The organism is Arthrobacter zhaoguopingii (genome assembly GCF_009828595.1).
GTDB lineage: Bacteria > Actinomycetota > Actinomycetes > Actinomycetales > Micrococcaceae > Arthrobacter_D > Arthrobacter_D zhaoguopingii.
Genome location: NZ_WPNY01000001.1, coordinates 247,872 through 268,091 on the forward strand (window position 1 = coordinate 247,872; position 20,220 = coordinate 268,091).

The window sequence follows — 20,220 nt, forward strand, 5'->3', positions numbered from 1 at the left end:
GCCGGTAAAGCAGCACCGGAACGTGGAAGACATCAACGCAGAAGAGATCTAAGGCAGAACCGAAACTTTGAGGGAAGACACGACGATGGAAAAAACTGAGTACGACCTGATTGTTCTGGGCGGAGGTGCAGTTGGCGAGAATGTGGCCGACCGTGCCGTCCAGGGCGGATTGACCGCAGTGGTCGTTGAGGCCGAGCTGGTCGGAGGCGAGTGCTCGTATTGGGCGTGCATGCCCTCGAAGGCGCTGCTGCGCTCAGCCCAGGTGCTGCGTGCGGCTCGGCACGTGCCCGGCGCTGCGGAGGCGGTCACCGGCGAGCTGAACGTTGACGCGGTGCTGGCCCGGCGGAATGCCTTCACTAGCAACTGGGACGACGCCGGCCAGGTGGGCTGGCTCGAAGGCGCCGGAATCGACCTGGTGCGCGGCCATGGCCGGATCAGCGGCACCAAGGAGGTCACTGTGACCGCCGCCGACGGTACCGTCACCGTGCTCACCGCACGCCACGCGGTGGCCGTGACCACCGGCTCCGATGCCGTGCTTCCCCCCATCGAAGGCCTGGCCGAGGCCCGCCCCTGGACGTCCCGGGAGGCAACCAGCATCAAGTCCGTGCCCGAGAGCGTTGCCATCATTGGCGGCGGTGTCGTGGCAACGGAGATGGCCACCGCCTTTGCCGGCTTTGGCACGAAGGTCACCATGGTCGCACGCAGCGGCCTGCTCACCGAGATGGAGCCCTTCGCGGGAGAGATGGTCGGCGCATCCCTGCGCGAGCTGGGCGCCACGGTGCTCACCGACACCAAGACCACGAAGGTCACGCGGGACGGGGATACCGTCACCATCGAGACTTCCGACGGCGGCACGATCACCGCCGGAGAGGTCATCGTGGCCACCGGGCGCAGCCCGCGCAGCTCCGACATCGGTCTGGAGACCGTGGGACTCACGGCCGGTGCCTGGCTGGAAACGGATGACACGATGCAGGTGCCCGGCTACGACTGGCTCTACGCAGCCGGCGATGTGACCGGGCGGGTGCTGCTGACCCACCAGGGCAAGTACCAGGCGCGCGCGGCAGGCGACGTGATTGCGGCCCGGGCCACCGGCGCCGTGGTCTCGGACGGCCCGTGGGGCACGCATGTGGCCACCGCCGATCACGAGGCGGTTCCGCAGGTGACCTTCACCGACCCCGAGGTTGCCTCGGTGGGCCTGACCGCCGCGGCTGCACGCCGCGCCGGTTATGAGATCCGGGTGGTGGATTACGAGCTCGGCTGGACTGCCGGTGCCTCGGTCCACGCCGATGGGTACACCGGCAAGGCCCGCATGATTGTCGACGAAAAGCGCAAGGTCGTCCTTGGGGTGACCTTCGTCGGACCCGACGTCGCCGATCTGGTCCAGGCCGCGACCATGATCATCGTCGGCGAGGTCCCCCTCGACCGTCTCTGGCACGCAGTGCCGGCCTACCCGACGATCAGTGAGATCTGGCTGCGCCTGCTCGAAACCTACGGCCGCCCCCAGCCGGTCAAGGCTGGTTAGCAGACCCTTCCCGGTTGCCGGCTCCGCCGGTCACCGCATCGCTGTCGGGGGCGGCCCTGTCAGGGCCGTCCCCGCGGCACCTGGTGTGCCGCACCCCGCGGCGCACCCCAATGTGCCGCCCCCGCGGCACCCCTCTATGGCGCCCCGCGGCGCACCCCGGCGCCCCTGCCGGGCCTACTAGGAGAACCCAATGGCGCTTTCGGAACATGAGCAGAAGCTGTTCGACCAGCTGGAGAAACAGCTCGAGGACGAGGACCCCAGGCTTGCAGCCACACTGGCCACGGCCGCGGCGCCCTCCCTTTCAACCCGGCGTATCGTTCTCGGTGTGCTCATCGATTTCGTCGGACTCCTCACCGTGTTCGTCGGAGTGATGCTCTCGGGCCTGGCGCCCAGTATCTTTGTCGGCGTCTTCGGCTTCGCCGTGATGGTCGCCGGCCTGCATGTCGCCCTGAGTGCAGCCGGATCGAAGCCGCCCACCCCTCAGTGGTTGCTCCCCGAACTAAGGAGTTGACCTTTCGACCGGTGCCCGGCTCCGCACTCAGTCGCTGAGCCGGTCCAGAATCGACGCCGCCGACCCCGCAACGCACCGGTTGAAGCCGGTGCCGGCCCACAGATTGATGCGGTGGGGGTCGTTCGCCGCCGCCGCGGCCGCCCGCAGCGGACTCGTCAGGTGATGGATCTCGGGATAGCCGAACGGCGCCACCGGGTCGTACCGCCTCATGAAGTCGTTGGAAAGGCCCCGGGCATACCGGCCCGAGAAGGCCTTGGTGACCGCGGTGGCTGGAAACGCGGGTGAGGCCAGCGCCGCCCGGTGCGCCGCCCGCGTTCCCGCCTCCTCGGCCCGCAGGAAGGCGGTTCCAGCCTGCACGGCCACGGCACCCCGGGCCAGGGCCTCCTGAACATCGGCGCGCGTGGCGACGCCGCCCGCGGCGATCAGGGGAATTCCCACCCCGGCCAGGTCTTCGAGGAGCGCGTGAAGGGGCGTTGGATTGCCCGGTGCGGTGGCGTCGAAGGTTCCGCGGTGCCCGCCGGCTTCGGGCCCCTGAACGGAAAGGGAATCCGCCCCTGCCGCGGCGGCCTTCTCCGCTTCGGGCCGTGAGGTGACGGTGACCGTCACGGCCACTCCCCGGTCTTGGAGCGCTTCGATGAGGCCGGCCTCCGGTACGTCGAAGGTGAAGGATGCGACGGCCGGAGCGAGTTCGAGGAGGACACCGATCTTGTTCTCCCAGTCGTCGTCGTCGTATCTCGGCTCACCCGGGTCCACCCCGAGGCGTTCCGCTTCGGGGGCGAGGGCCCGCGCGTACTCGGCCACCTGGTCGGGACGGGCGACCGAGGGCTGGGGGACGAAGAGATTGACGCCGAACGGGGCGTCGGTCGCTTCCCTCACCGCGGTGATCTCGGCGCGCAGTGCGTTGGCCGTCTTGTACCCCGCGGCGAGGAATCCAAGTCCGCCCGCCCCGCTCACCGCGGCGGCCAGCCGCGGCGTGGACGGGCCGCCGGCCATGGGGGCCTGGACCACCGGCCGGGGAATGTGCGTGATAGCAAAACGGTTAGCTCTATTCGTGGAGGCGTTCACAATGCCGGCCCCTTTCGTACGGAAGTGCGTTTGGACGGCGGAGCCCGCGGATGCGGACACTCCGGTTCGCTTCCAGTAATTCACATTTCGTCAAAGTCGACCGCACGTCCGGTTTTTCAGGCCGGAGCCCGTCGACGACGAGCTGCACGGCCACCGTGCGGCGGTCAACATCACCTCGCGGTCAGCCGCGCCACCAGGAGACTCATTTGTCCACCACCCAGTCATCCTTCGACAGCTCAGCACCTGCTGCTCGTTCCCGCTTCACCCTTCCCGCCCCGGTAGCCTTCGTGGGAAGCGCGATCGCCTTCACCAGTCTGTACCTTGCGGCGGGAGCGCCGACACCCCTGTTGCCGCTCTACCAGGAGCAATGGAACTTCCCGGCGGTCGTCCTGACGGCGGCGTTCGCCGCCTACGCCGGAGGTTTCCTCGCGGCCCTCCTGACTGTGGGCTCCCTCTCCGACCATATCGGCCGCCGGCCCGTGCTCATCGGCGCCCTCCTGGTGCAGCTCGTCTCGACCATAATGTTCGTTCTCGCGCCCGACGCCGGCTGGGTGATCGCAGCGCGGGTTGTCCAGGGCATCGCCACGGGCGCCGCGACCAGCGCGTTCTCGGCCTCGCTCGCCGAACTCGCCCCGGCGAACCGCAAGAAGCTCGGGGCCATCCTCGGCAGCGTCGGCGTGACCGGCGGCCTCGCCCTGGGCGCCCTGCTCGCCGGGTTCGCCATCGAGTTCACCCCTTCCCCGAACGGCCTGATCTATACGGTCCTCGCCGTCATCGCGGTCCTGGGGATCATCGTCGTCGCCCTGACCCCCGAGAGTGCGACGCGCCGCCCCGGAGCGTGGCGTTCCCTGATCCCGCGCGTGGCCATCGCTGCCGCTGCCCGGAAGGAATTCGCCGCCGCCGCCCCCGTCATCGCCGCGACCTGGATGCTCGCCGGGCTCTCCCTCGGGCTTGCGCCGACGCTCGTGCGGAACGTCTTCGAGGTTGACAGCGCCCTGCTTAACGGCCTGGTCGGTTTCGTTGCGTCGGGCGCCTCGGCGGTTGCCGGCATCGTGTTCTCCCGCCTGGCCCCGCGCGCCGGAATAAAGCTCGGGATCTACGCCGCGGCCGTCGCTGCCACCGGCATCGTAGTGGGCGTGCTCACCGGGACCCTCGTTCTGATGGTCGCCAGCTTCGTGATCGGGGGCATCGGCTTCGGCAGCGCCTTCTCGGCATCCCTGCGTCTCATCGTGCCGCTGACCGACCCGCAGCACCGCGCGGGAACCATCGCCTCCGTCTTCGTCGTCGCGTACATCGCCTTCGGCCTGCCGGTCGTCCTGGTCGGCCTGCTCGCCGCGCCCCTGGGTCTGCCGACCACGGTTGTGGGATATGGAGCCGTAATCCTGCTCCTCGGGCTGATCGGCCTGATCGCCCAGTTCCGCGTCGCCCGCAAGGCCCGGGCCTAGCCTCGGCCGGCCAGTAACGGGCTCCTGCCGGGCCGCATTGGCCGCCCCGGCAACCCGGGGCAGCAGCTGAACGCACGACGAACGCGCCATCCGGTGAGAACCGGGTGGCGCGTTCTGCGGGTGCCGGGCGCCGCACCGGGCCACAGGACAGGACGCCGGCCGGGGCCCTACCCGAAGGTGAAGCAGTAGACCCCCGCTCCCGGGTCGAGGAACTCGATCTCGGCGGTGCCCTCGGTCACGGGACCGCTGCGCCGAAGGAGCTGGTACAGGCCGGGCCCGGTGATCGTGCCGTAGCCGGCTTCATCGATGTCCAGGCCGGAATCGGCGCCGGGTTCCAGGCCGTCCAACAGGACCCGCAGGCGGACCGCCAAGCCCGGTGCGGCCGGAGCCGCAACCAGGTGGAGGTCGCGGGCGTGGAAGCGGCAGAGCAGACGGCCTCCCGGAGCCTCGGACACCGTCGCCTCAGCGCCGGCCGTCCAGCTGCCCGCCAGGGCCCACTGCCCGCGCGGCAGCCGTGAAGGCGCGGAATAGGCGTGCAGGCGGTCGAATGCCAGGCCGCCCGGGGAAGCGAACCCCGAGGTCCGCTGGTATCCAAGGTAGGTTTCGGCCGACCGGAGGGTGTTCCAGTCCGCGGCGGCCTCGATTCCCGCACCGGTGACCGGCCCCACCGCCGGACCCGGATCGGTTGTCCCCGCCTCGGCGAGCAGGCGCCGGAGCGCCGCCTCGGTTTCGTCGTAGTCACCCTCACCGAAGCTGGCATGGCGGAGGCGGCCGCGCGCGTCCAGGAGATACACGGCCGGCCAGTAATGGTTGTCGAAGGAGCGCCAGACCCGAAAGGAGTTATCGACAGCGACCGGATAGCCGATCGACAGGGCCTCCATAGCGGGCCGGACATTCCCGACGTCGTGCTCGAAGGAGAATTCGGGCGAGTGCACCCCGATCACCACCAGGCCGTGGCGCCGGTAGGCCTCCTCCCAGGCGCGCACATACGGCAGAGCCCGGAGCCAGTTGATGCACGTGTAGGTCCAGAAGTTGACCAGAACCACCCGGCTCCGCAGGGCAGCCCCGGTCAGTGGAGGCGAGTTGAGCCATCCGGTGGCACCGGCGAAGGAGAGCGGCTCCTCCTCCGGCAGCCGGCCCCCGGGCTCGACGGCCGGGCTCTCGGCCGGACCGACGTCGTTCGACACGTTTTTTGGGAAGTCGTCATCGGAAATCATGATGGAGTTCCTTCGCTCGGTGCGGGCCCCAGTGGACCATTATGGGCACTCCGGACCATTTACCGCACCCGTCCAGCACCCCGTTCAGCCACCCGCCCCACCGCGCCTGCCACGTCGGCCTGCGCGCCCCGCGTTGCGCCGCGGTACTGCAACCGGGGAAGGTGGAGGGGACATTTCCGATTGGAACAGTATGGGTCGGAGCAGGCGGGGCGGAAACTGGGTGGATCGTAACAGTGTGGGTCGGAACAGGAGAGAGCGGCATGGATGGTAACCGTGGGTGCACCGGAGTGGTGGCGGACGGGGTCATGACAGACCGGTCAACGGGCGGAGGGACCCTGTGGCTTCGCTGATCGGACGCCTGCAGTCCTCCTGGACCGTCGCCGTCCCTGCGGTGGCACTGGTCGTGCTTGTCCTGTCCTGGCAGCGGAACCTGGGCGCCGTGGCGGTCGCCGTTGTCGCCGTCGTCCTGGTGGGGTCGATCCTGGCCGCAGTGCACCATGCCGAGGTGATCGCCCACCGGGTGGGGGAGCCCTTCGGGTCGCTTGTCCTCGCGGTGGCGGTGACGGTGATCGAGGTGGCGCTGATCGTGACGCTGATGATTTCCGGCGGCCCGGAGACCGCCTCCCTGGCGCGGGACACGGTGTTCGCCGCGGTGATGATCACTGTCAACGGGATCGTGGGGTTGTCGCTGCTCGTGGGCGCAGTGCGCTTCGGGACCGTTCGGTTCAATGTCGAGGGGTCTGGCGCCGCCCTTGGGGTGATTGCCATGCTCGCCACCATGACCCTGGTGCTGCCCAGCTTCACCTCCGCCCGCTCCGGGCCGGAATTCTCCCCGGCGCAGCTGGCCTTTGCCGGGATTTCCTCCCTTGCCCTGTATGCCGCCTTCGTCTCCACCCAGACAGTGCGGCACCGCGACTTCTTCCTGCCGGTGCCGGCACACGCGGGCCGGCGCGCTGCGGCCGCCGACGACGCCGAGGAGCACGCCGCACCTCCCACCACGCGCAGGGCGCTGCTCAGTCTCGGCCTGCTGGCGGTCGCCCTGGTGGCTGTCGTCGGACTGGCGAAGGCCGTGTCACCCGCCATCGAGGCGGGGGTGAAGGCAGCAGGCATTCCCGAGTCGTTTGTCGGTGTAATCATTGCGCTGCTGGTGCTCACGCCGGAGGGCATCGCCGCCACCCGTGCGGCGCTGCGCGACAGGATTCAGACGAGCCTCAACCTCGGCTACGGCTCGGCGATTGCGAGCATCGGCCTGACCGTTCCCGTGATTGCCCTATCCACCCTCTGGCTCGAGGGCCCCCTGATCCTCGGTCTCGGCTCCACCCAGATCGTGCTGCTGACCCTGACGGTCGTCGTCAGCGTGCTCACGGTGGCGCCCGGCCGTGCGACCCGGCTCCAGGGAACCGTGCACCTCATCCTGTTTGCGGCCTTCATCTTCCTCGCCATCAATCCCTGACCCTCCCGGGAACTCCATAGTCCTTTACTAGGACTGCATGATATTCTTTGAGGACTCATCCCCCACAGAAGGTTTTCCATGCGCATTCAGGGCTCAACCGTTTTTGTCACCGGGGCCAATCGTGGCCTCGGCCGCCTCTTCGTCGAGGAACTCCTCGAGCGTGGAGCGGTGAAGGTCTACGCGGCCTCCCGGTCCGGCATCGAGGTCAGCCAGCCCGGCGTCGTGCCCGTGGCCCTCGACATCACCGACCCCGCCGCCGTCGCCGCGGCCGCCGCCGCCGCGCAGGACGTCAACATCCTGATCAACAATGCGGGCATCCTCACTCCCACCAGCCTCCTAAAGGGCTCCACGGCCGCAGTGCGCCAGGAGATGGAGACCAACTTCTTCGGCACCCTCGAGGTAACGCGGGTATTCGCGCCCATCATCGCCGCAAACGGCGGCGGAGCGATCCACAATGTGCTCTCCGTGCTGTCCTGGGCGCATTTCCCCGACGTCGGAGCGTACGGCGCCGCGAAGGCCGCCTCCTGGGCGATGACCAACGCCACCCGGCAGGAGCTCGCACCCCGGGGCATCGCCGTCTCCGCGCTGCACGTGGGCTGGATGGACACCGATATGGGCGCGCACATCCCGGCCGAGCAGAAGTCCGACCCCGCCGAGGTGGTTTCCGCAGCCCTTGACGCCGTCGAGGACGGCGAGCCGGAGGTGCTCTTCGGCGAGCTGACCCACAATGTGCGTGAGGCGCTCGCCGGCGACCTCTCGCAGCTTTACCCCGACATCACCGTCCGGGAGCTCCAGGTCAGCTAGCCGGCCGCTCGGTCCCGGACGGAGATTCCCTTGACCGAAGCAGCGGGGCCTCCGGCCATGGGGGCCCCGCTGCTTCAGTCAAGGGGCTGCTTCAGCCCCCTGAACGCTCCCAGTCCGGGCGCAGAATGGACATAAGGTCGGCGTCGATGTAGTCGCCGTCGAACTTGAACACCTCCCGCAGGGTTCCCTCCACGACGAAGCCTGCCTTCTCGTAGGCCCGGCGGGCGCGGGGGTTGAATGCGAAAACCTCGAGGGAGATCCGGTGGAGCCTTGTGGCGGTGAAGGCATGGCCGAGGAGAAGGCGGGTCGCCTCGGATCCGATGCCGCGGTCCCGTCCCGCCGGCCCAAGCAGGATGCGGAAGTTGCAGGCATCGTCGTCGGGCTGCCACTCATTGAGCACCGCTTCACCGACGCAGCCGCCAGTCCGGGAATCGACGACGGCAAGGTCCAGCCGGTCCCGCTGATGGGCCCGGGTCTGGTACCAGGTGCGCGTCCGCTCATCCAGCGTTCCAGTCCCAGCTTCCGCCTCGGCGGTGGAATGGACACTTCCGGTGAGGCGGAGCACCTCGGGATCGGCGAGGATGGGCCCCATCGCCTCGATGTCTCCGGAGGTGAAGGGACGAAGCGTGCACAGGGTTCCGCTGAGGGTGGGCTGCTCGGAAAAGAGGACCTGTGAGGACATGGTCGAAGTGTAGGTTATCCGGCGGAACCCGGACCGCCGTTCAGCATCCTGGCCACCTTCGCCTCCAGGGAGGCGACCGCCGTGTCCGGCAGCACGATCAGTCCGTCGAGTTCCCGCCGCGCCCGCCGGTACGCGGTCTGCCGCTCGGACGGGCTGGCAGCGTCGTCGAGCGCCAGGGCGAGCAGTTTCCGTGCCCGGGCCAGCCTCTGGCGTTCCGGTCCGGTGAAGGCCGAGTCCTTGAGCCGGCGTGCCTCCGCCTCGGCGATTTGGAAGGCGACGTCGTAGTCATTGACCGCCGAGCGGTACTCGGCAAATTCGGCGGCGCTCAGGGCCTCCGGTGCGGCCGGGCGGAGTGCGTCGGCCGCGCGCTTGGCGCGGAGGAAGGCGACCGTCAGGGGTTCACGCACGTCGGTCATCAGGGGGTAGTCGATCAGCTTCCCCACGTCGAGTTCGTAGTCCAGCCACTTCCGGTTGACGGCGTCATGGGCGGCGGTCACCGCTTCCACCTCGCCGATCCTCGCCTGCCGGACCTGCTCGCCCTGGTGCTTCAGTGTGTAGAGCTCCACCCTGCGCTGGTGCCTGCGCTCATTGGCCCGGGACCAGGACCGTCCCCAGGCAGCGAACACTCCGCTCAGCGGAAAGATGAGCCACCAGTAGCTGCCGGCGAATTCGAAGAGGGGCTCCACGGCATCATCGTAGTTCCGGTGCCCGCCCCGCGCACTGGAACCGGGCAGCGGAAGACCCGGTGCGGATGTGCCGCACCGGGTCTTTCTGCTGTCACCGTCGGGTGGTGCGGTTCAGCAGCTGCTCCAGGGCGATCGTCCCGTCGGTCTTGGGCAGCACCAGCCACAGCACCCCGTACATCGGAAGGCTCACCACCGGGAGCAGGAAGCTCAGGAGCATTGCGATCCGCACGTAGGACACCGGCCAGTTGAACTGCGCCGCGATCCCCGAGGCGATGCCCCCGAGGATGCCGCCGGGTGCGCGCTTGACGGGGGAGGAGCGGAGGATCCGGAAGAGGGTGTCCATGGTGAGCCTTTCGTTGAGAGGACGGAGTCAGAGGCCTGCGGTTTCAGTATGGCCGTTATCGTCATCGGGGTCGTCGCCCGCCGCGGATGACCGGCGCGTCATCGAGGAGATGCCGCCCACCACGAGGGCGATACCCGCGCCGATGAGCAGTCCCAGGAGCACGATTCCCAGGTCGAAACGGATGCCGGTGAGCAGTGAGACAAGGATCAGGGCCGCGACCGCCAGGATCACCGCTCCCCAGACGACGGTTCCCGTGCGCACCCGGCGGGGTGCTGCTGACTTTTCGGAGGTACTCATTGGTCGAATCCATTCTCGTTTTGTGAAACGCTGACCTGGCTGACGGCGCCGCCGACCTCAAGGATGATCGACGGACCGTCGGCTGTTTCGTTCAGCTGGGTGGTTCCGGGCTGCCAGAACCCTTCGGAGACGGAGGCGTCGACGCCTTCGCCCGTGCGCACCGAGCCGAGGGCGACCTCGGAGCGGACCTCGACCGGCACGTCGCTCGGGACGAGGACGTCCACTTTGCTGGCCAGCACCCGCACCGGGACAACGACGTCGGACCTCAGGTTGTCGAGGCTGCGCAGGTCAAGCGTGCTGCGCCCGGCGACAACCGTGTAGCCCTCCTCCGCGGCCCGGACCGAGGATGCCGACAGCGGAGTCTCCCTGCCCACCACCGAGGCGCCGTCGTCGAAGTTGGCGGCTGCCACCGCCGACCCGATGAGGGCGGCGAAGACCATGGCGCCGGCAGCGAAACCGACGAACCCCGAGGACCGCCCGATCAGGCCAAGGATCACCACGGCGAGGCCAAGGACGGCGGCGCCGGAGGCGAGGGCCACGGGAAGCGCTGTCCGGCCGAGGTCGATCAGGGCCGCGTAGTCGAGGGCCAGGATGATGCCGACGGCGAGCACGGCCGCACCCAGGCTGAGTGCCACGCCGCTGCCGGTGGGTCCGGGGGTGCGGGGGCGCGGCGGCGGTACCGGGCGCAGGGCGTAGCTCGGAGGCAGCGACCCCGGGGGAAAGGACCCGCCGGAGAGGTAATCGGACGGCGTGTACCCGGTGGACGGGGAGTACCCGGATCCGGGGAAGTCGGACGGCAACGGGCCGGCCGGGCGGGGAGGGACAGCGCCCGTGCCCAGAGGCTCCGTCGACGGATACTGCTGGCCGGTGGGCGGAGGTCCCGCCTGATAGCTCGTGGCCGGAAACTGCTGGGTCGCTCCGGGTGCGCCGTACGCACCCATCATCCCGGGTGCGCCGGCCGGCCTGCCGCCGGCTACCGGGCTGTTCCTGCTGCGCGCGGTCAGCGCCCAGTACACGGCATAGACGGCGGCGCCGACCCAGATCAGGGTCCACAGCAGCTGCCACCCGCCGCCCTCATCGCCGAGGAACGGCAGGTTCGGCCGCCAGAGCCCGGCGATGACTAGGAGCAGCGCCCCGGTCATTCCCGAGGTCCAGTTGCCGCGTCCGGCCGACTCGACGTGGATGCGTCCGTCCGGTTCGGGCAGGAGCGCCCACGCCAGGCCGTACAGCAGGACGCCGATGCCGCCGAAGACCGCCAGCACCACGACGATGCCCCGGACCAGGGCAACATCGAGCCCCGTGCGGTAGGCGATGCCTCCCGCCACCCCGCCGATCCAGCGGTCGGAGGTGCGGGTGATCTGCAGTGAGCGCATCCGGTCGAAGAAGGCGTTCGACGCCGCAGGGCGGGGCGGCGGGGCCGCCGTGGAGCCTGACCGGCTGGAATAGCCTCCGCCCGGGCCGGTGGAGAAACCGGCCGGGTCGGGGACGCCGCCCGGAGGGGCGTCGCCGGTGGGGCGTTCTGGAGGCAGCGGTTCAAGGGGCGGTTCGGAAGTCATAGTCCGATCCTTCCAGCGCTCTGCTGCACCAGCTATCGGGGGCTGCCCTGAATTCGCCCCTGAGGGAACCCCTGATTGTGCGCCCGGGGCATCCCCGAAGCCCGTCGGCGTGCTTGGATTGAGCTATGAAACCGCCCCTGCTGCGTTCGCCCGACGGCCTGGTCGCCGGCGTGTGCGGTGGACTGGCCCTCCACCTCGGCGTGCGGCTGCGCGTCGTGCGGGTCCTCATGGTCCTGCTGGCCCTGGCCGGCGGTGCGGGGGTCTTCCTCTACGCCTGGCTGTGGATCTTCGTGCCTATGGCCTCCGACCGCCTCGCCGCCCCGCTCCGGTTCGTTCCGCCCGCCCCCACCCTGAAGTCCCCTCCCGGTCCTGCGCTGTTCCTGCCGTCTGCCGCCCTGCCTTCCCAGGCCGCGCCCACGGAGCCCGGCAGCGCCGCTCCGCCGGCGGCCGGTGCGTTCGTGCGTCCGGCCCGGCGGACCGGCGGGCGCCTCCGTCCCGGTCGGAAGGAGCTGCTCCTGGGCGTGGCCCTGCTGCTCCTGGCCGGAGTCTTCACCGCGCAGGAGCTCGGCTTCGCCGTGAGCCTGAGGCAGGTCCTCCCTGTCGCCGCGGCCGGGGTGGGCGCCGTGCTGGCGTGGAGCCAGCTCGATGAGGCGCGGCGGGAGGGCCTGAGGAATAAGGCAGGAGCCGACCGCGCCGCCGGACTGGCCCGGCTCCTGCTGGGCCTGGTGCTGGTCATGGTCGGCGTCTTGGTCATGGTCTCCGGGGCGATTTCCTGGGACCTGACCTGGGCCACCCTCCTGGCCACGGGGGCGGTCCTCGCCGGGGTGGCGCTGGTGCTCGCCCCCTGGGCGCTGCGGTTCTGGAAGGACTTCGAGGATGAGAGGGCCGGGCGGGTCCGGGAGGCCGCGCGGGCCGAAATCGCCGCCCACCTCCACGACTCGGTGCTGCAGACCCTCGCCCTGATCCAGAACCGCGCAGGCTCCGAACAGGACGTCGTGCGCCTGGCCCGGGCTCAGGAGCGGGAGCTGCGGCACTGGCTCTACGCCGATCCGGCCGGCCATTCCGGCAACCTCACCGAGCGACTCCGGGCCCTGGCCGGAGAGGTCGAGGACAGCTACGGGCATCCCGTCGAGGTGGTCGCCGTCGGGGACGCGCCCCTGACCGCCGGGCAGGAGGCGCTCGCCCAGGCGGCGCGCGAAGCGATCGTCAATGCTGCCAAGCATGCCGGGGGCACCGTCTCGGTCTACCTGGAGGCGGGGCCCTCCGGATCCGAGGCCTTCATCCGCGACCGGGGGCCCGGGTTCGACCCGCTTGCGGTGCCGGCCGACCGCCTCGGAATCCGCGAGTCCATCACTACGCGGATGCAGCGGCACGGGGGCGCCGCCACCATCCGCGGCGGTCCCGACGGGACCGAAGTCCATCTGAAAATGCCCGAGCAGGAGAACCGCAGCCATGACGGATGAGCCCGTACCGAACAATCCGCTTCCAGCGGTGTCCGTCGTCGTCGTCGACGACCACGCCATCTTCCGCTCCGGCCTCCGCTCGGACCTCGACAGCCGGATCCGGGTGGTGGGCGAGGCGGCCACCGTCGAGGAAGCGGTCGCCGTGGTCCGGGCCCGCCGGCCGGACGTCGTCCTGCTCGATGTCCACCTGCCCGGCGGCCGGGGCGGGGGAGGAGCCGAAGTGATCGCCGGCTGCGGCGACCTGGGCGCCTCGACGCGCTTCCTGGCCCTGAGCGTCTCCGATTCCGCCGAGGACGTCGTGGCGGTCATCCGCGCCGGTGCCCGGGGGTACGTCACGAAGACCATTTCCGGCGCGGGGATCTCCGATGCCGTCTTCCGGATCGCCTCAGGCGACGCGGTGTTTTCCCCACGGCTGGCCGGCTTCGTCCTTGACGCCTTCGGCACCGCCGCCGTCGCCTCCACCGGCACCGAGCTGGACCGGCTGTCCGCCCGCGAGCTCGAGGTGATGCGGCTGATCGCCCGCGGCTACAGCTACAAGGAGGTGGCCAGGGAGCTGTTCATCTCGGTCAAGACCGTTGAAACCCATGTGTCGGCGGTGCTGCGTAAGCTCCAGCTCTCCTCCCGCCACGAACTGACCCGGTGGGCCGCCGAACGGCGGCTGCTCTGAGCCGGGCCTACTTCGCGCCGGAGAGGAACTCCTGCAGCCGCGCCACTCCGGTGGCCAGGTCTTCATCGCCGAGGGCGTACGAGAGCCGGAGGAAGCCGCTCGGGCCGAAGGCCTCACCCGGGACCACGGCCACCTCGACCTGCTCCAGGATCAGGGTGGCCAGCTCGGCGGAGGTCCGCGGCGTGGTTCCGGCCAGGCTGCGCCCCAGCAGGCCGCGCACGTCGGCGTAGGCGTAGAACGCGCCGTGGGGCGTGGGGCACTCGACGCCGTCGATGGCGTTCAGCCCCGCCACCATGGCCCGGCGGCGCCGGTCGAAGGCGGTCTTCATCTCCTCGACCGCGGTGAGCGGGCCCGAGACAGCGGCCAGGGCGGCCATCTGCGACACGTTCGCCACGTTCGACGTCGCATGCGACTGGAGGTTCGTCGCCGCCTTGACGAGGTCCTGCGGGCCGACCATCCAGCCGACGCGCCAGCCCGTCATGGCATAGGTCTTCGCCACGCCGTTGACGATCACCACCCGGTCGCCCAGCGCGGGCGCCGCCGAGGCGATCGAGGTGAAGGGAACGCCGTCGTACGTCAGGTGCTCGTAGATCTCATCGGTGACCACCCAGAGTCCCTGGTCCGCGGCCCAGTTGCCGATCTCCCGCACCGCATCCGCCGGGTACACGGCGCCGGTGGGGTTGGACGGCGACACGAACAGCAGCACCTTGGTCCGCGGCGTCAGGGCCGCCTCGAGCTGCTCCACCGACACCAGGTAGCCCTGCTCCGGCCCGGCGAAAACCTCGACGGGAACCCCGCCGGCCAGACGGATGGCCTCCGGGTACGTGGTCCAGAACGGGGTGGGCACGAGCACCTCGTCGCCGGGATCGAGCAGTGAGGCGAAGGCCTCGTAGACGGCCTGCTTGCCGCCGTTGGTCACGAGCACCTGGGCGGGGTCGATGGCGTAGCCGGAGTCACGCTGGGTCTTCGCCGCGATGGCCTGCTTCAGCTCCGGCAGGCCCCCGGCAGGGGAGTAGCGGTGGAAGCGCGGCTGGCGGGCGGCTTCGACGGCCGCCTCGACGATGTAGTCCGGGGTGGGGAAATCGGGCTCGCCGACGCCGAAACCGATCACCGGACGGCCCGCGGCCTTCAGGGCCTTGGCCTTGGCATCGACGGCAAGCGTCGCCGATTCGGCGATCGAGGCGATCCTGCGGGAGACGCGCGGCAGGGAGTGACGGGTGGAAAGCTCGGTCATCGGGTCCCGTTTTCTCGTGAAGAAGTGTGGCAGTCCCAGCTTAGGCTGTTGGCCCGTCCCTGCGCCGATCCGTGACGCCGGAGCCCCCCGGCCCCCGCCCCCAAGGCGCCGGTTCGACTCTCCGGCGGGTATTGCGTAGACTTGATCCTCGGTGTTGGATCACTCCAATGGTTCGTGCCCGCGAAACGTCCCCCAGGGACCGCAGCGGAGCGGATTGGACGGTGGTCTGGTTCCATAGGGTAGTGGCGCAATTGGTAGCGCAGCGGTCTCCAAAACCGCAGGTTGCAGGTTCGAGTCCTGTCTGCCCTGCGCGTAACCGTCGAGCAGGACGCGGCGGTGCGGCAGTAGAACATCACGAAGTTTCCGGTACAGGCACAGGACCTGCTCGGCATGACTTATGAGTAGTCGGAGCCGCGTGAACGCGGCCCGGCTGGAAACCCACACAGATTGATGAGGTTGAAGGTGACCGATACGGCCGCGAGCAGCTCCAAGGGTAGCCCCGCCAGCAAGGAGAACCCCAAGCGCGGGTTCTTCGGGCGGATCACTCTCTTTGTGCGGCAGGTCATCGCCGAACTGAGGAAGGTCGTCACCCCGACCCGTCAGGAACTGGTGAGGTTCACCATCACGGTGCTGGCGTTCGTGATCCTGATGATCCTTATCGTCACGGGTCTCGACTACGTCTTTGGAACCGGAGCGGTTTGGGTGTTCGGGGACAGCGGAAGCTGAACCGTCCAGCCGGCAGGTGACGTGATAGCCCAAGCAATACGAAGCTGAAGAAATCCAGAAAGCAGGCAGCTAGGTGTCCGAGCAAGAACTCGAACGGCAGATCACAATTGACGATGGTCTGGAGAACGAGGATCAGGCCGTCGAGGCAGGAGTCGCTGACGACTCCGCCGCCTCGAACGCGCCCGCGGAGACCGCCGCAGAGGATTCCGCCGCAGACGGTTCCGGGGTTGAAGGCTCTGAGGTTGAGGCCTCCGAGGCTGAGGCTTCCGGCGAGGCCGGCGACGCCGAGGCCTCCGAATCCGGCGAGGCCGAGGCGCCCGCCGAGGAGGACCCCGTAGAGGCCTTCAAGGCCAAGCTGCGCCGGCAGGAGGGTGACTGGTATGTCATCCACTCCTACGCCGGGTACGAGAACCGGGTGAAGGCCAACCTCGAAACCCGCATCCAGACCCTCGACATGGAGGATTTCATCTTCGAAATCCAGGTCCCCATGGAAGAGGTCGTGGAGATCAAGAACACCACCCGCAAGATCGTGAACCGGGTCCGCATCCCGGGCTATGTGCTGGTGCGCATGGACCTGACCGACGAGTCGTGGGGCGCCGTCCGGCACACCCCGGGCGTCACCGCCTTCGTCGGCAACGCCCACAACCCGGTGCCGCTGAGCCTGGCCGAGGTGTTCTCCATGCTTGAGCACACCGTCGTCCACACGGACGCGGCCTCAGGCAAGCCGGTCAAGCAGCAGTCCACCCCGGTCACCGTCAACTTCGAGGTCGGCGAATCCGTCACCGTCAACGAAGGACCGTTCGAGACCCTGCCGGCCACCATTTCGGAGATCAAGCCCGAATCCCAGCAGCTGGTTGTGCTGGTGTCGATCTTCGAACGCGAAACCCCCGTCACGCTGTCCTTCAACCAGGTCACCAAGATCCAGTAGGACGGCGGCACCAAGCTTCGTTCTCCCCCGGCCCGCTTAGCCGGGGAGGACGGCCGGTCATCACGCCATGATGACCACCAACCCACGGGACGCTCCTGTCCCGGGGGACCTAATGCAAGAAAAGGACCCTTTCATGGCCCCGAAGAAAAAGGTCACCGGCCTCATCAAGCTGCAGATCAATGCAGGCGCCGCCAACCCGGCTCCCCCCATTGGTCCCGCGCTCGGTCAGCACGGTGTCAACATCATGGAATTCTGCAAGGCGTACAACGCCGCGACGGAATCCCAGCGCGGAAACGTCATCCCCGTTGAAATCACCGTTTACGAAGACCGTTCGTTCACCTTCATCACCAAGACCCCTCCGGCAGCCGAGCTGATCAAGAAGGCAGCCGGCGTCCAGAAGGGCTCCGGTACGCCGCACACCGTCAAGGTTGCCAAGCTGACCCAGGCCCAGGTCGAGGAAATCGCCACCACGAAGATGGAGGACCTCAACGCCAACGATGTCCAGGCCGCGGCCAAGATCATCGCCGGTACCGCCCGCTCCATGGGCATCACGGTCGAGGGCTAACAGCTCCTCCACCCGGCAGACGCGGCACCCGCCGCCGAAGCCACCATCAACCAAAACCGAAACCGTGTGCCCGGCGCGCGGTGGGAGTGTGGCAGGGCCCAGCGCGGTCCGCAGACCACAACTGCATAAGGAGAAAAAGCAGATGGCAAAGCGCAGCAAAGCATATAAGGGAGCTGTCGCCAAGATCGAGGCGGAGAAGCAGTACTCTCCGTTCGAGGCGGTAGTCCTCGCGAAGGACACCAACCCTTCCAAGTTCGACGCGACCGTTGAGGTTGCCTTCCGCCTCGGCGTCGACCCCCGCAAGGCCGACCAGATGGTCCGCGGCACCGTCAACCTGCCCCACGGCACCGGTAAGACCGCCCGCGTGCTCGTCTTCGCGACCGGCGAGAAGGCCGAAGCGGCCATCGCCGCCGGCGCCGACTTCGTTGGCTCGGACGACATGATCGAGAAGGTTTCCGGCGGCTGGGTGGACTTCGACGCCGCCGTTGCCACCCCGGACCTGATGGGCAAGGTCGGCCGCCTCGGCAAGATCCTCGGCCCGCGTAACCTCATGCCGAACCCGAAGACCGGTACCGTCACGGCCGACGTGGCCAAGGCTGTCACCGACATCAAGGGCGGAAAGATCGACTTCCGCGTCGACAAGCACTCCAACCTCCACTTCATCATCGGCAAGGTCTCCTTCGATGTTCAGAAGCTGGCGGAGAACTACGCCGCAGCCCTCGAAGAGGTCCTGCGCCTGAAGCCTTCGGCTTCGAAGGGCCGCTACATCCAGAAGGCCACCGTCTCCACGACCTTCGGCCCCGGCATCTCCGTCGACCCGAGCGTCACGAAGGTCCTCGCCGACGCATAGGCGTCCCGCAGCACCAGACCACCCGGCGGGGGTGGCCGCAGCCAAGGCTGCGGCCACCCCCGCTGCGTTTCATCCTGCCCACCGGCCGCTTCTGGTCGGTGGGCAGTTGTGTTGGGTCCATCGCCTGTGCCGCTTCCCCCACGGCTGGAGGGCGGTCCGTGCGCCGGGGCAAGGCGGAGTCCGCGGCCTACAATCGAGCATGAGCACCGAATCCCTGGAGATCGGGCCGGTACCCGTCCCGCCCGACCTCTCCCCGCCGGACGCCGCGGACTTTCTGGACGTCGTCGAACTGGGCAACCTCGTCCAGCGCGGCGTGTGGGGCAGCGACGACTTCCGCAGGGACGGCAGGCAGGAACACGCAGCATTTCAGTCCAACCCCTATGAAGAGCGGCTTATCCTGGCGGCGCGGCGGGGCGGACGCATCGTGGGCCGGGCCATCATCGACCTTCCGCTGACTGACAACCTCTCGGCCTGCTACCTCGATCTGTCAGTGCACCCCGAGGCACGCAGCGAGGGGGTCGGGGGCGCCCTCTACGCCGAGGCGGAGCGGCATGTCCGCAGCCGGGGCCGGTCCACCGTCATGGGCTGGAGCGAGGTGTCGCTGACAGCTGCCGGCCGCGGGGCAGGGGCGCCAGGCCGGGGGGAGGACCTGGTCCCCGCCACCGGCGCCGGGAGCTACCCTGCGGGGGACCCCGCGGCCCGGATGGCCCGCAGATGGGGGTTCGACCTCGCGCAGGTGGACCGCTGCAGCGTGCTCGATGTCGGCGGAGGGGGCGATGCCGCCGGTGATGCCTTCGCCGCCGCGGAGGCCGCCGCGGGCCCGGACTACGAAGTGCTCCGCTGGGAGGGGCGCTGCCCGGATGACCGCCTCGACCAGTACGCCCGGCTCCGCCAGGCGATGAGCACCGATGCGCCCCTCGGGGACCTGGACCTCGACGAGGAGGACTGGGACGCGGCGCGGGTGCGTGAGGCGGAGAACCGGCTGGAGCGCGGCGGCGGCCGCAGCCTCGTCGCGGCCGTGCTGCACCGGCCGACCGGCGAGCTGGCAGGTCATACCGTCCTGGAGCGGTACGAGGCGGCTCCGGCCGTCGCGAACCAGGAGGACACCCTGGTGCTCCGGGCGCACCGAGGCCACCGGCTGGGCATGCTGCTGAAGGCTGCGAACCTGCTGGCCCTGCGGTCCGCCTGGCCCGGCGTGGAACGGATCTACACCTGGAATGCGGAGGAGAACTCCTTCATGCTGGCGGTCAACGTCGAGCTGGGCTTCGTTCCGGCGGGGTGGGTGGCCGGCTGGCAGAAACGGCTTGACCCCTCCCTTCGGTAGCGGATTTGGAGGCCGCCGCCGCTTCACGTACCCTTGAACTACCAAAGACCGTCGGTCGATGTGCCTCCACCCTTTTCACCAGCAGAAATGCTGCGCGGCAAGGTAAGGAAGTCCATCTGAAAGTTCCCGTCAAGGGCGGCCAACGCAGGTGAACGAAGCTCCTCTCCGCGCAGCACCGAGTGCCGTGCGTCGAGAAAGCCCCGTGCATCTGCGCGGGGCGTTTTTTATTGGGGCTGACAAACCGGCTTTTATTCCCCGGAAGGAGGGTTATGGCAACGCCAACAAAGGTAGATGCGGTGGGAGAAATCACTAACGATTTCAAGGATTCCACCGCCGCTGTCCTAACCGAATACCGCGGGCTCACGGTCGCACAGCTCAAGGAACTGCGCCGTTCACTCGGTGCGGACACCAAGTTCGCTGTCGTCAAGAACACCTTGACGGGCATTGCAGCCAAGGAAGCCGGCATCGACGCGTTCGAAGGCCAGCTCGCCGGACCTACTGCAATCGCTTTCATCAAGGGTGACGCAATTGCTGCTGCTAAGAGCCTTACGGATTTCGCGAAGGCCAACCCGAAGCTCGTTATCAAGACTGGAATCTTCGAGGGTAAGGCCCTCAACGCCTCCGAGGTCGCTGCCCTGGCAGCCCTCGAGTCGCGCGAACTCCAGCTCTCCCGGGTTGCCGGTGTGCTTAAAGCACCCATGGCAGCCCTCGCCCGCACCATCGATGCCCTGCGCATCAAGCTCGACGAGGGCAATGGTGCTGCATCCGCAGACGCCGATGCTCCCGCCGCCGACGAGACCGCTGCTCCGGCAGAGGCTCCGGCCGAAGAAGCTGCGGCACCCGAAGAGAAGTAGTTCTCTTCACCCATTCATCTCGGTGCAG

General features: G+C 68.7%; 21 protein-coding genes and 1 tRNA gene. 14 read left to right on the top strand and 8 right to left on the bottom strand.

Annotated elements, in window-relative coordinates; all coding sequences use genetic code 11:
* Positions 1–85 precede the first annotated feature (85 nt).
* Positions 86–1,522, top strand: coding sequence for a dihydrolipoyl dehydrogenase family protein (locus tag GVV86_RS01215; protein ID WP_159800948.1), 1,437 nt, complete (start codon positions 86–88; stop codon positions 1,520–1,522).
* 190 nt (positions 1,523–1,712) lie between these two features.
* Positions 1,713–2,033, top strand: a complete 321-nt coding sequence (locus GVV86_RS01220; protein WP_159617691.1) for a DUF3040 domain-containing protein — start codon at positions 1,713–1,715, stop codon at positions 2,031–2,033.
* Between the two features lie 27 nt (positions 2,034–2,060).
* Here the strand turns inward: GVV86_RS01220 and GVV86_RS01225 are convergent, their stop codons facing one another.
* Positions 2,061–3,041, bottom strand: a complete 981-nt coding sequence (locus GVV86_RS01225) for a nitronate monooxygenase (protein WP_246669834.1) — start codon at positions 3,039–3,041, stop codon at positions 2,061–2,063.
* Positions 3,042–3,304: 263 nt separating this feature from the next.
* Here GVV86_RS01225 and GVV86_RS01230 point away from each other — a divergent pair, with 263 nt between their 5' ends.
* Positions 3,305–4,543 (top strand): MFS transporter, encoded by a 1,239-nt coding sequence (locus tag GVV86_RS01230; protein ID WP_201291318.1) that lies wholly within the window; start codon positions 3,305–3,307, stop codon positions 4,541–4,543.
* A 167-nt stretch (positions 4,544–4,710) separates the two neighbouring features.
* Here the strand turns inward: GVV86_RS01230 and GVV86_RS01235 are convergent, their stop codons facing one another.
* Positions 4,711–5,760, bottom strand: a complete 1,050-nt coding sequence (locus tag GVV86_RS01235; protein WP_159800952.1) for a thioredoxin family protein — start codon at positions 5,758–5,760, stop codon at positions 4,711–4,713.
* A 346-nt stretch (positions 5,761–6,106) separates the two neighbouring features.
* On the opposite strand from GVV86_RS01235, the gene GVV86_RS01240 reads away from it, so the two are divergent.
* Together GVV86_RS01240 and GVV86_RS01245 are read left to right on the top strand one after the other, a co-directional pair.
* Complete coding sequence (locus tag GVV86_RS01240) at positions 6,107–7,213, top strand: calcium:cation antiporter (RefSeq protein ID WP_159801186.1); 1,107 nt, start codon at positions 6,107–6,109, stop codon at positions 7,211–7,213.
* A 78-nt stretch (positions 7,214–7,291) separates the two neighbouring features.
* Positions 7,292–8,017: an SDR family oxidoreductase gene (locus tag GVV86_RS01245; protein ID WP_159800954.1), complete on the top strand. Its 726-nt coding sequence runs from the start codon at positions 7,292–7,294 to the stop codon at positions 8,015–8,017.
* Between the two features lie 91 nt (positions 8,018–8,108).
* On the opposite strand, the gene GVV86_RS01250 is transcribed toward GVV86_RS01245, so the two are convergent.
* The 5 genes from GVV86_RS01250 to GVV86_RS01270 form a co-directional block, all read right to left on the bottom strand.
* Positions 8,109–8,699, bottom strand: coding sequence for a GNAT family N-acetyltransferase (locus tag GVV86_RS01250; protein ID WP_159800956.1), 591 nt, complete (start codon positions 8,697–8,699; stop codon positions 8,109–8,111).
* A gap of 14 nt (positions 8,700–8,713) precedes the next feature.
* On the bottom strand, positions 8,714–9,385 hold the full coding sequence (locus tag GVV86_RS01255) for a hypothetical protein (protein ID WP_159800958.1): 672 nt from the start codon (positions 9,383–9,385) through the stop codon (positions 8,714–8,716).
* 91 nt (positions 9,386–9,476) lie between these two features.
* Entirely contained in the window at positions 9,477–9,728 is a 252-nt protein-coding gene (locus tag GVV86_RS01260; RefSeq protein ID WP_159617685.1) for a PspC domain-containing protein, read from the bottom strand.
* Between the two features lie 27 nt (positions 9,729–9,755).
* Positions 9,756–10,025: a hypothetical protein gene (locus GVV86_RS01265; RefSeq protein ID WP_159800960.1), complete on the bottom strand. Its 270-nt coding sequence runs from the start codon at positions 10,023–10,025 to the stop codon at positions 9,756–9,758.
* Positions 10,022–11,581, bottom strand: coding sequence for a PspC domain-containing protein (locus tag GVV86_RS01270; RefSeq protein ID WP_159800962.1), 1,560 nt, complete (start codon positions 11,579–11,581; stop codon positions 10,022–10,024). Before GVV86_RS01270 ends, GVV86_RS01265 begins: the two co-directional genes overlap by 4 nt.
* Before the next feature lie 125 nt (positions 11,582–11,706).
* Between GVV86_RS01270 and GVV86_RS01275 the strand changes: the two genes are divergently transcribed.
* On the top strand, positions 11,707–13,044 hold the full coding sequence (locus tag GVV86_RS01275) for an ATP-binding protein (protein WP_159800964.1): 1,338 nt from the start codon (positions 11,707–11,709) through the stop codon (positions 13,042–13,044).
* Positions 13,034–13,711: a LuxR C-terminal-related transcriptional regulator gene (locus GVV86_RS01280; RefSeq protein ID WP_159800966.1), complete on the top strand. Its 678-nt coding sequence runs from the start codon at positions 13,034–13,036 to the stop codon at positions 13,709–13,711. The genes GVV86_RS01275 and GVV86_RS01280 overlap by 11 nt, the downstream gene beginning before the upstream one ends.
* 7 nt (positions 13,712–13,718) lie before the next feature.
* Here the strand turns inward: GVV86_RS01280 and GVV86_RS01285 are convergent, their stop codons facing one another.
* Positions 13,719–14,945: a pyridoxal phosphate-dependent aminotransferase gene (locus GVV86_RS01285; RefSeq protein ID WP_159800968.1), complete on the bottom strand. Its 1,227-nt coding sequence runs from the start codon at positions 14,943–14,945 to the stop codon at positions 13,719–13,721.
* A 236-nt stretch (positions 14,946–15,181) separates the two neighbouring features.
* Here GVV86_RS01285 and GVV86_RS01290 point away from each other — a divergent pair.
* The 7 genes from GVV86_RS01290 (at position 15,182) to rplJ (ending at position 20,192) form a co-directional block, all read left to right on the top strand.
* Positions 15,182–15,254, top strand: a tRNA-Trp gene (locus tag GVV86_RS01290).
* Between the two features lie 153 nt (positions 15,255–15,407).
* Complete coding sequence (gene secE / locus GVV86_RS01295; protein WP_246199706.1) at positions 15,408–15,671, top strand: preprotein translocase subunit SecE; 264 nt, start codon at positions 15,408–15,410, stop codon at positions 15,669–15,671.
* Between the two features lie 73 nt (positions 15,672–15,744).
* Entirely contained in the window at positions 15,745–16,599 is an 855-nt protein-coding gene (gene nusG / locus GVV86_RS01300) for a transcription termination/antitermination protein NusG (protein ID WP_201291320.1), read from the top strand.
* 133 nt (positions 16,600–16,732) lie between these two features.
* A complete protein-coding gene (gene rplK, locus GVV86_RS01305; protein WP_120164714.1) occupies positions 16,733–17,164 on the top strand; it encodes a 50S ribosomal protein L11 in 432 nt (143 codons plus the stop codon).
* 142 nt (positions 17,165–17,306) lie between these two features.
* Positions 17,307–18,014: a 50S ribosomal protein L1 gene (rplA, locus tag GVV86_RS01310; protein WP_159617678.1), complete on the top strand. Its 708-nt coding sequence runs from the start codon at positions 17,307–17,309 to the stop codon at positions 18,012–18,014.
* 199 nt (positions 18,015–18,213) lie between these two features.
* A complete protein-coding gene (locus GVV86_RS01315; protein ID WP_159800970.1) occupies positions 18,214–19,338 on the top strand; it encodes a GNAT family N-acetyltransferase in 1,125 nt (374 codons plus the stop codon).
* A 269-nt stretch (positions 19,339–19,607) separates the two neighbouring features.
* Complete coding sequence (rplJ, locus tag GVV86_RS01320; RefSeq protein WP_159617676.1) at positions 19,608–20,192, top strand: 50S ribosomal protein L10; 585 nt, start codon at positions 19,608–19,610, stop codon at positions 20,190–20,192.
* The last annotated feature ends 28 nt before the right edge of the window (positions 20,193–20,220 follow it).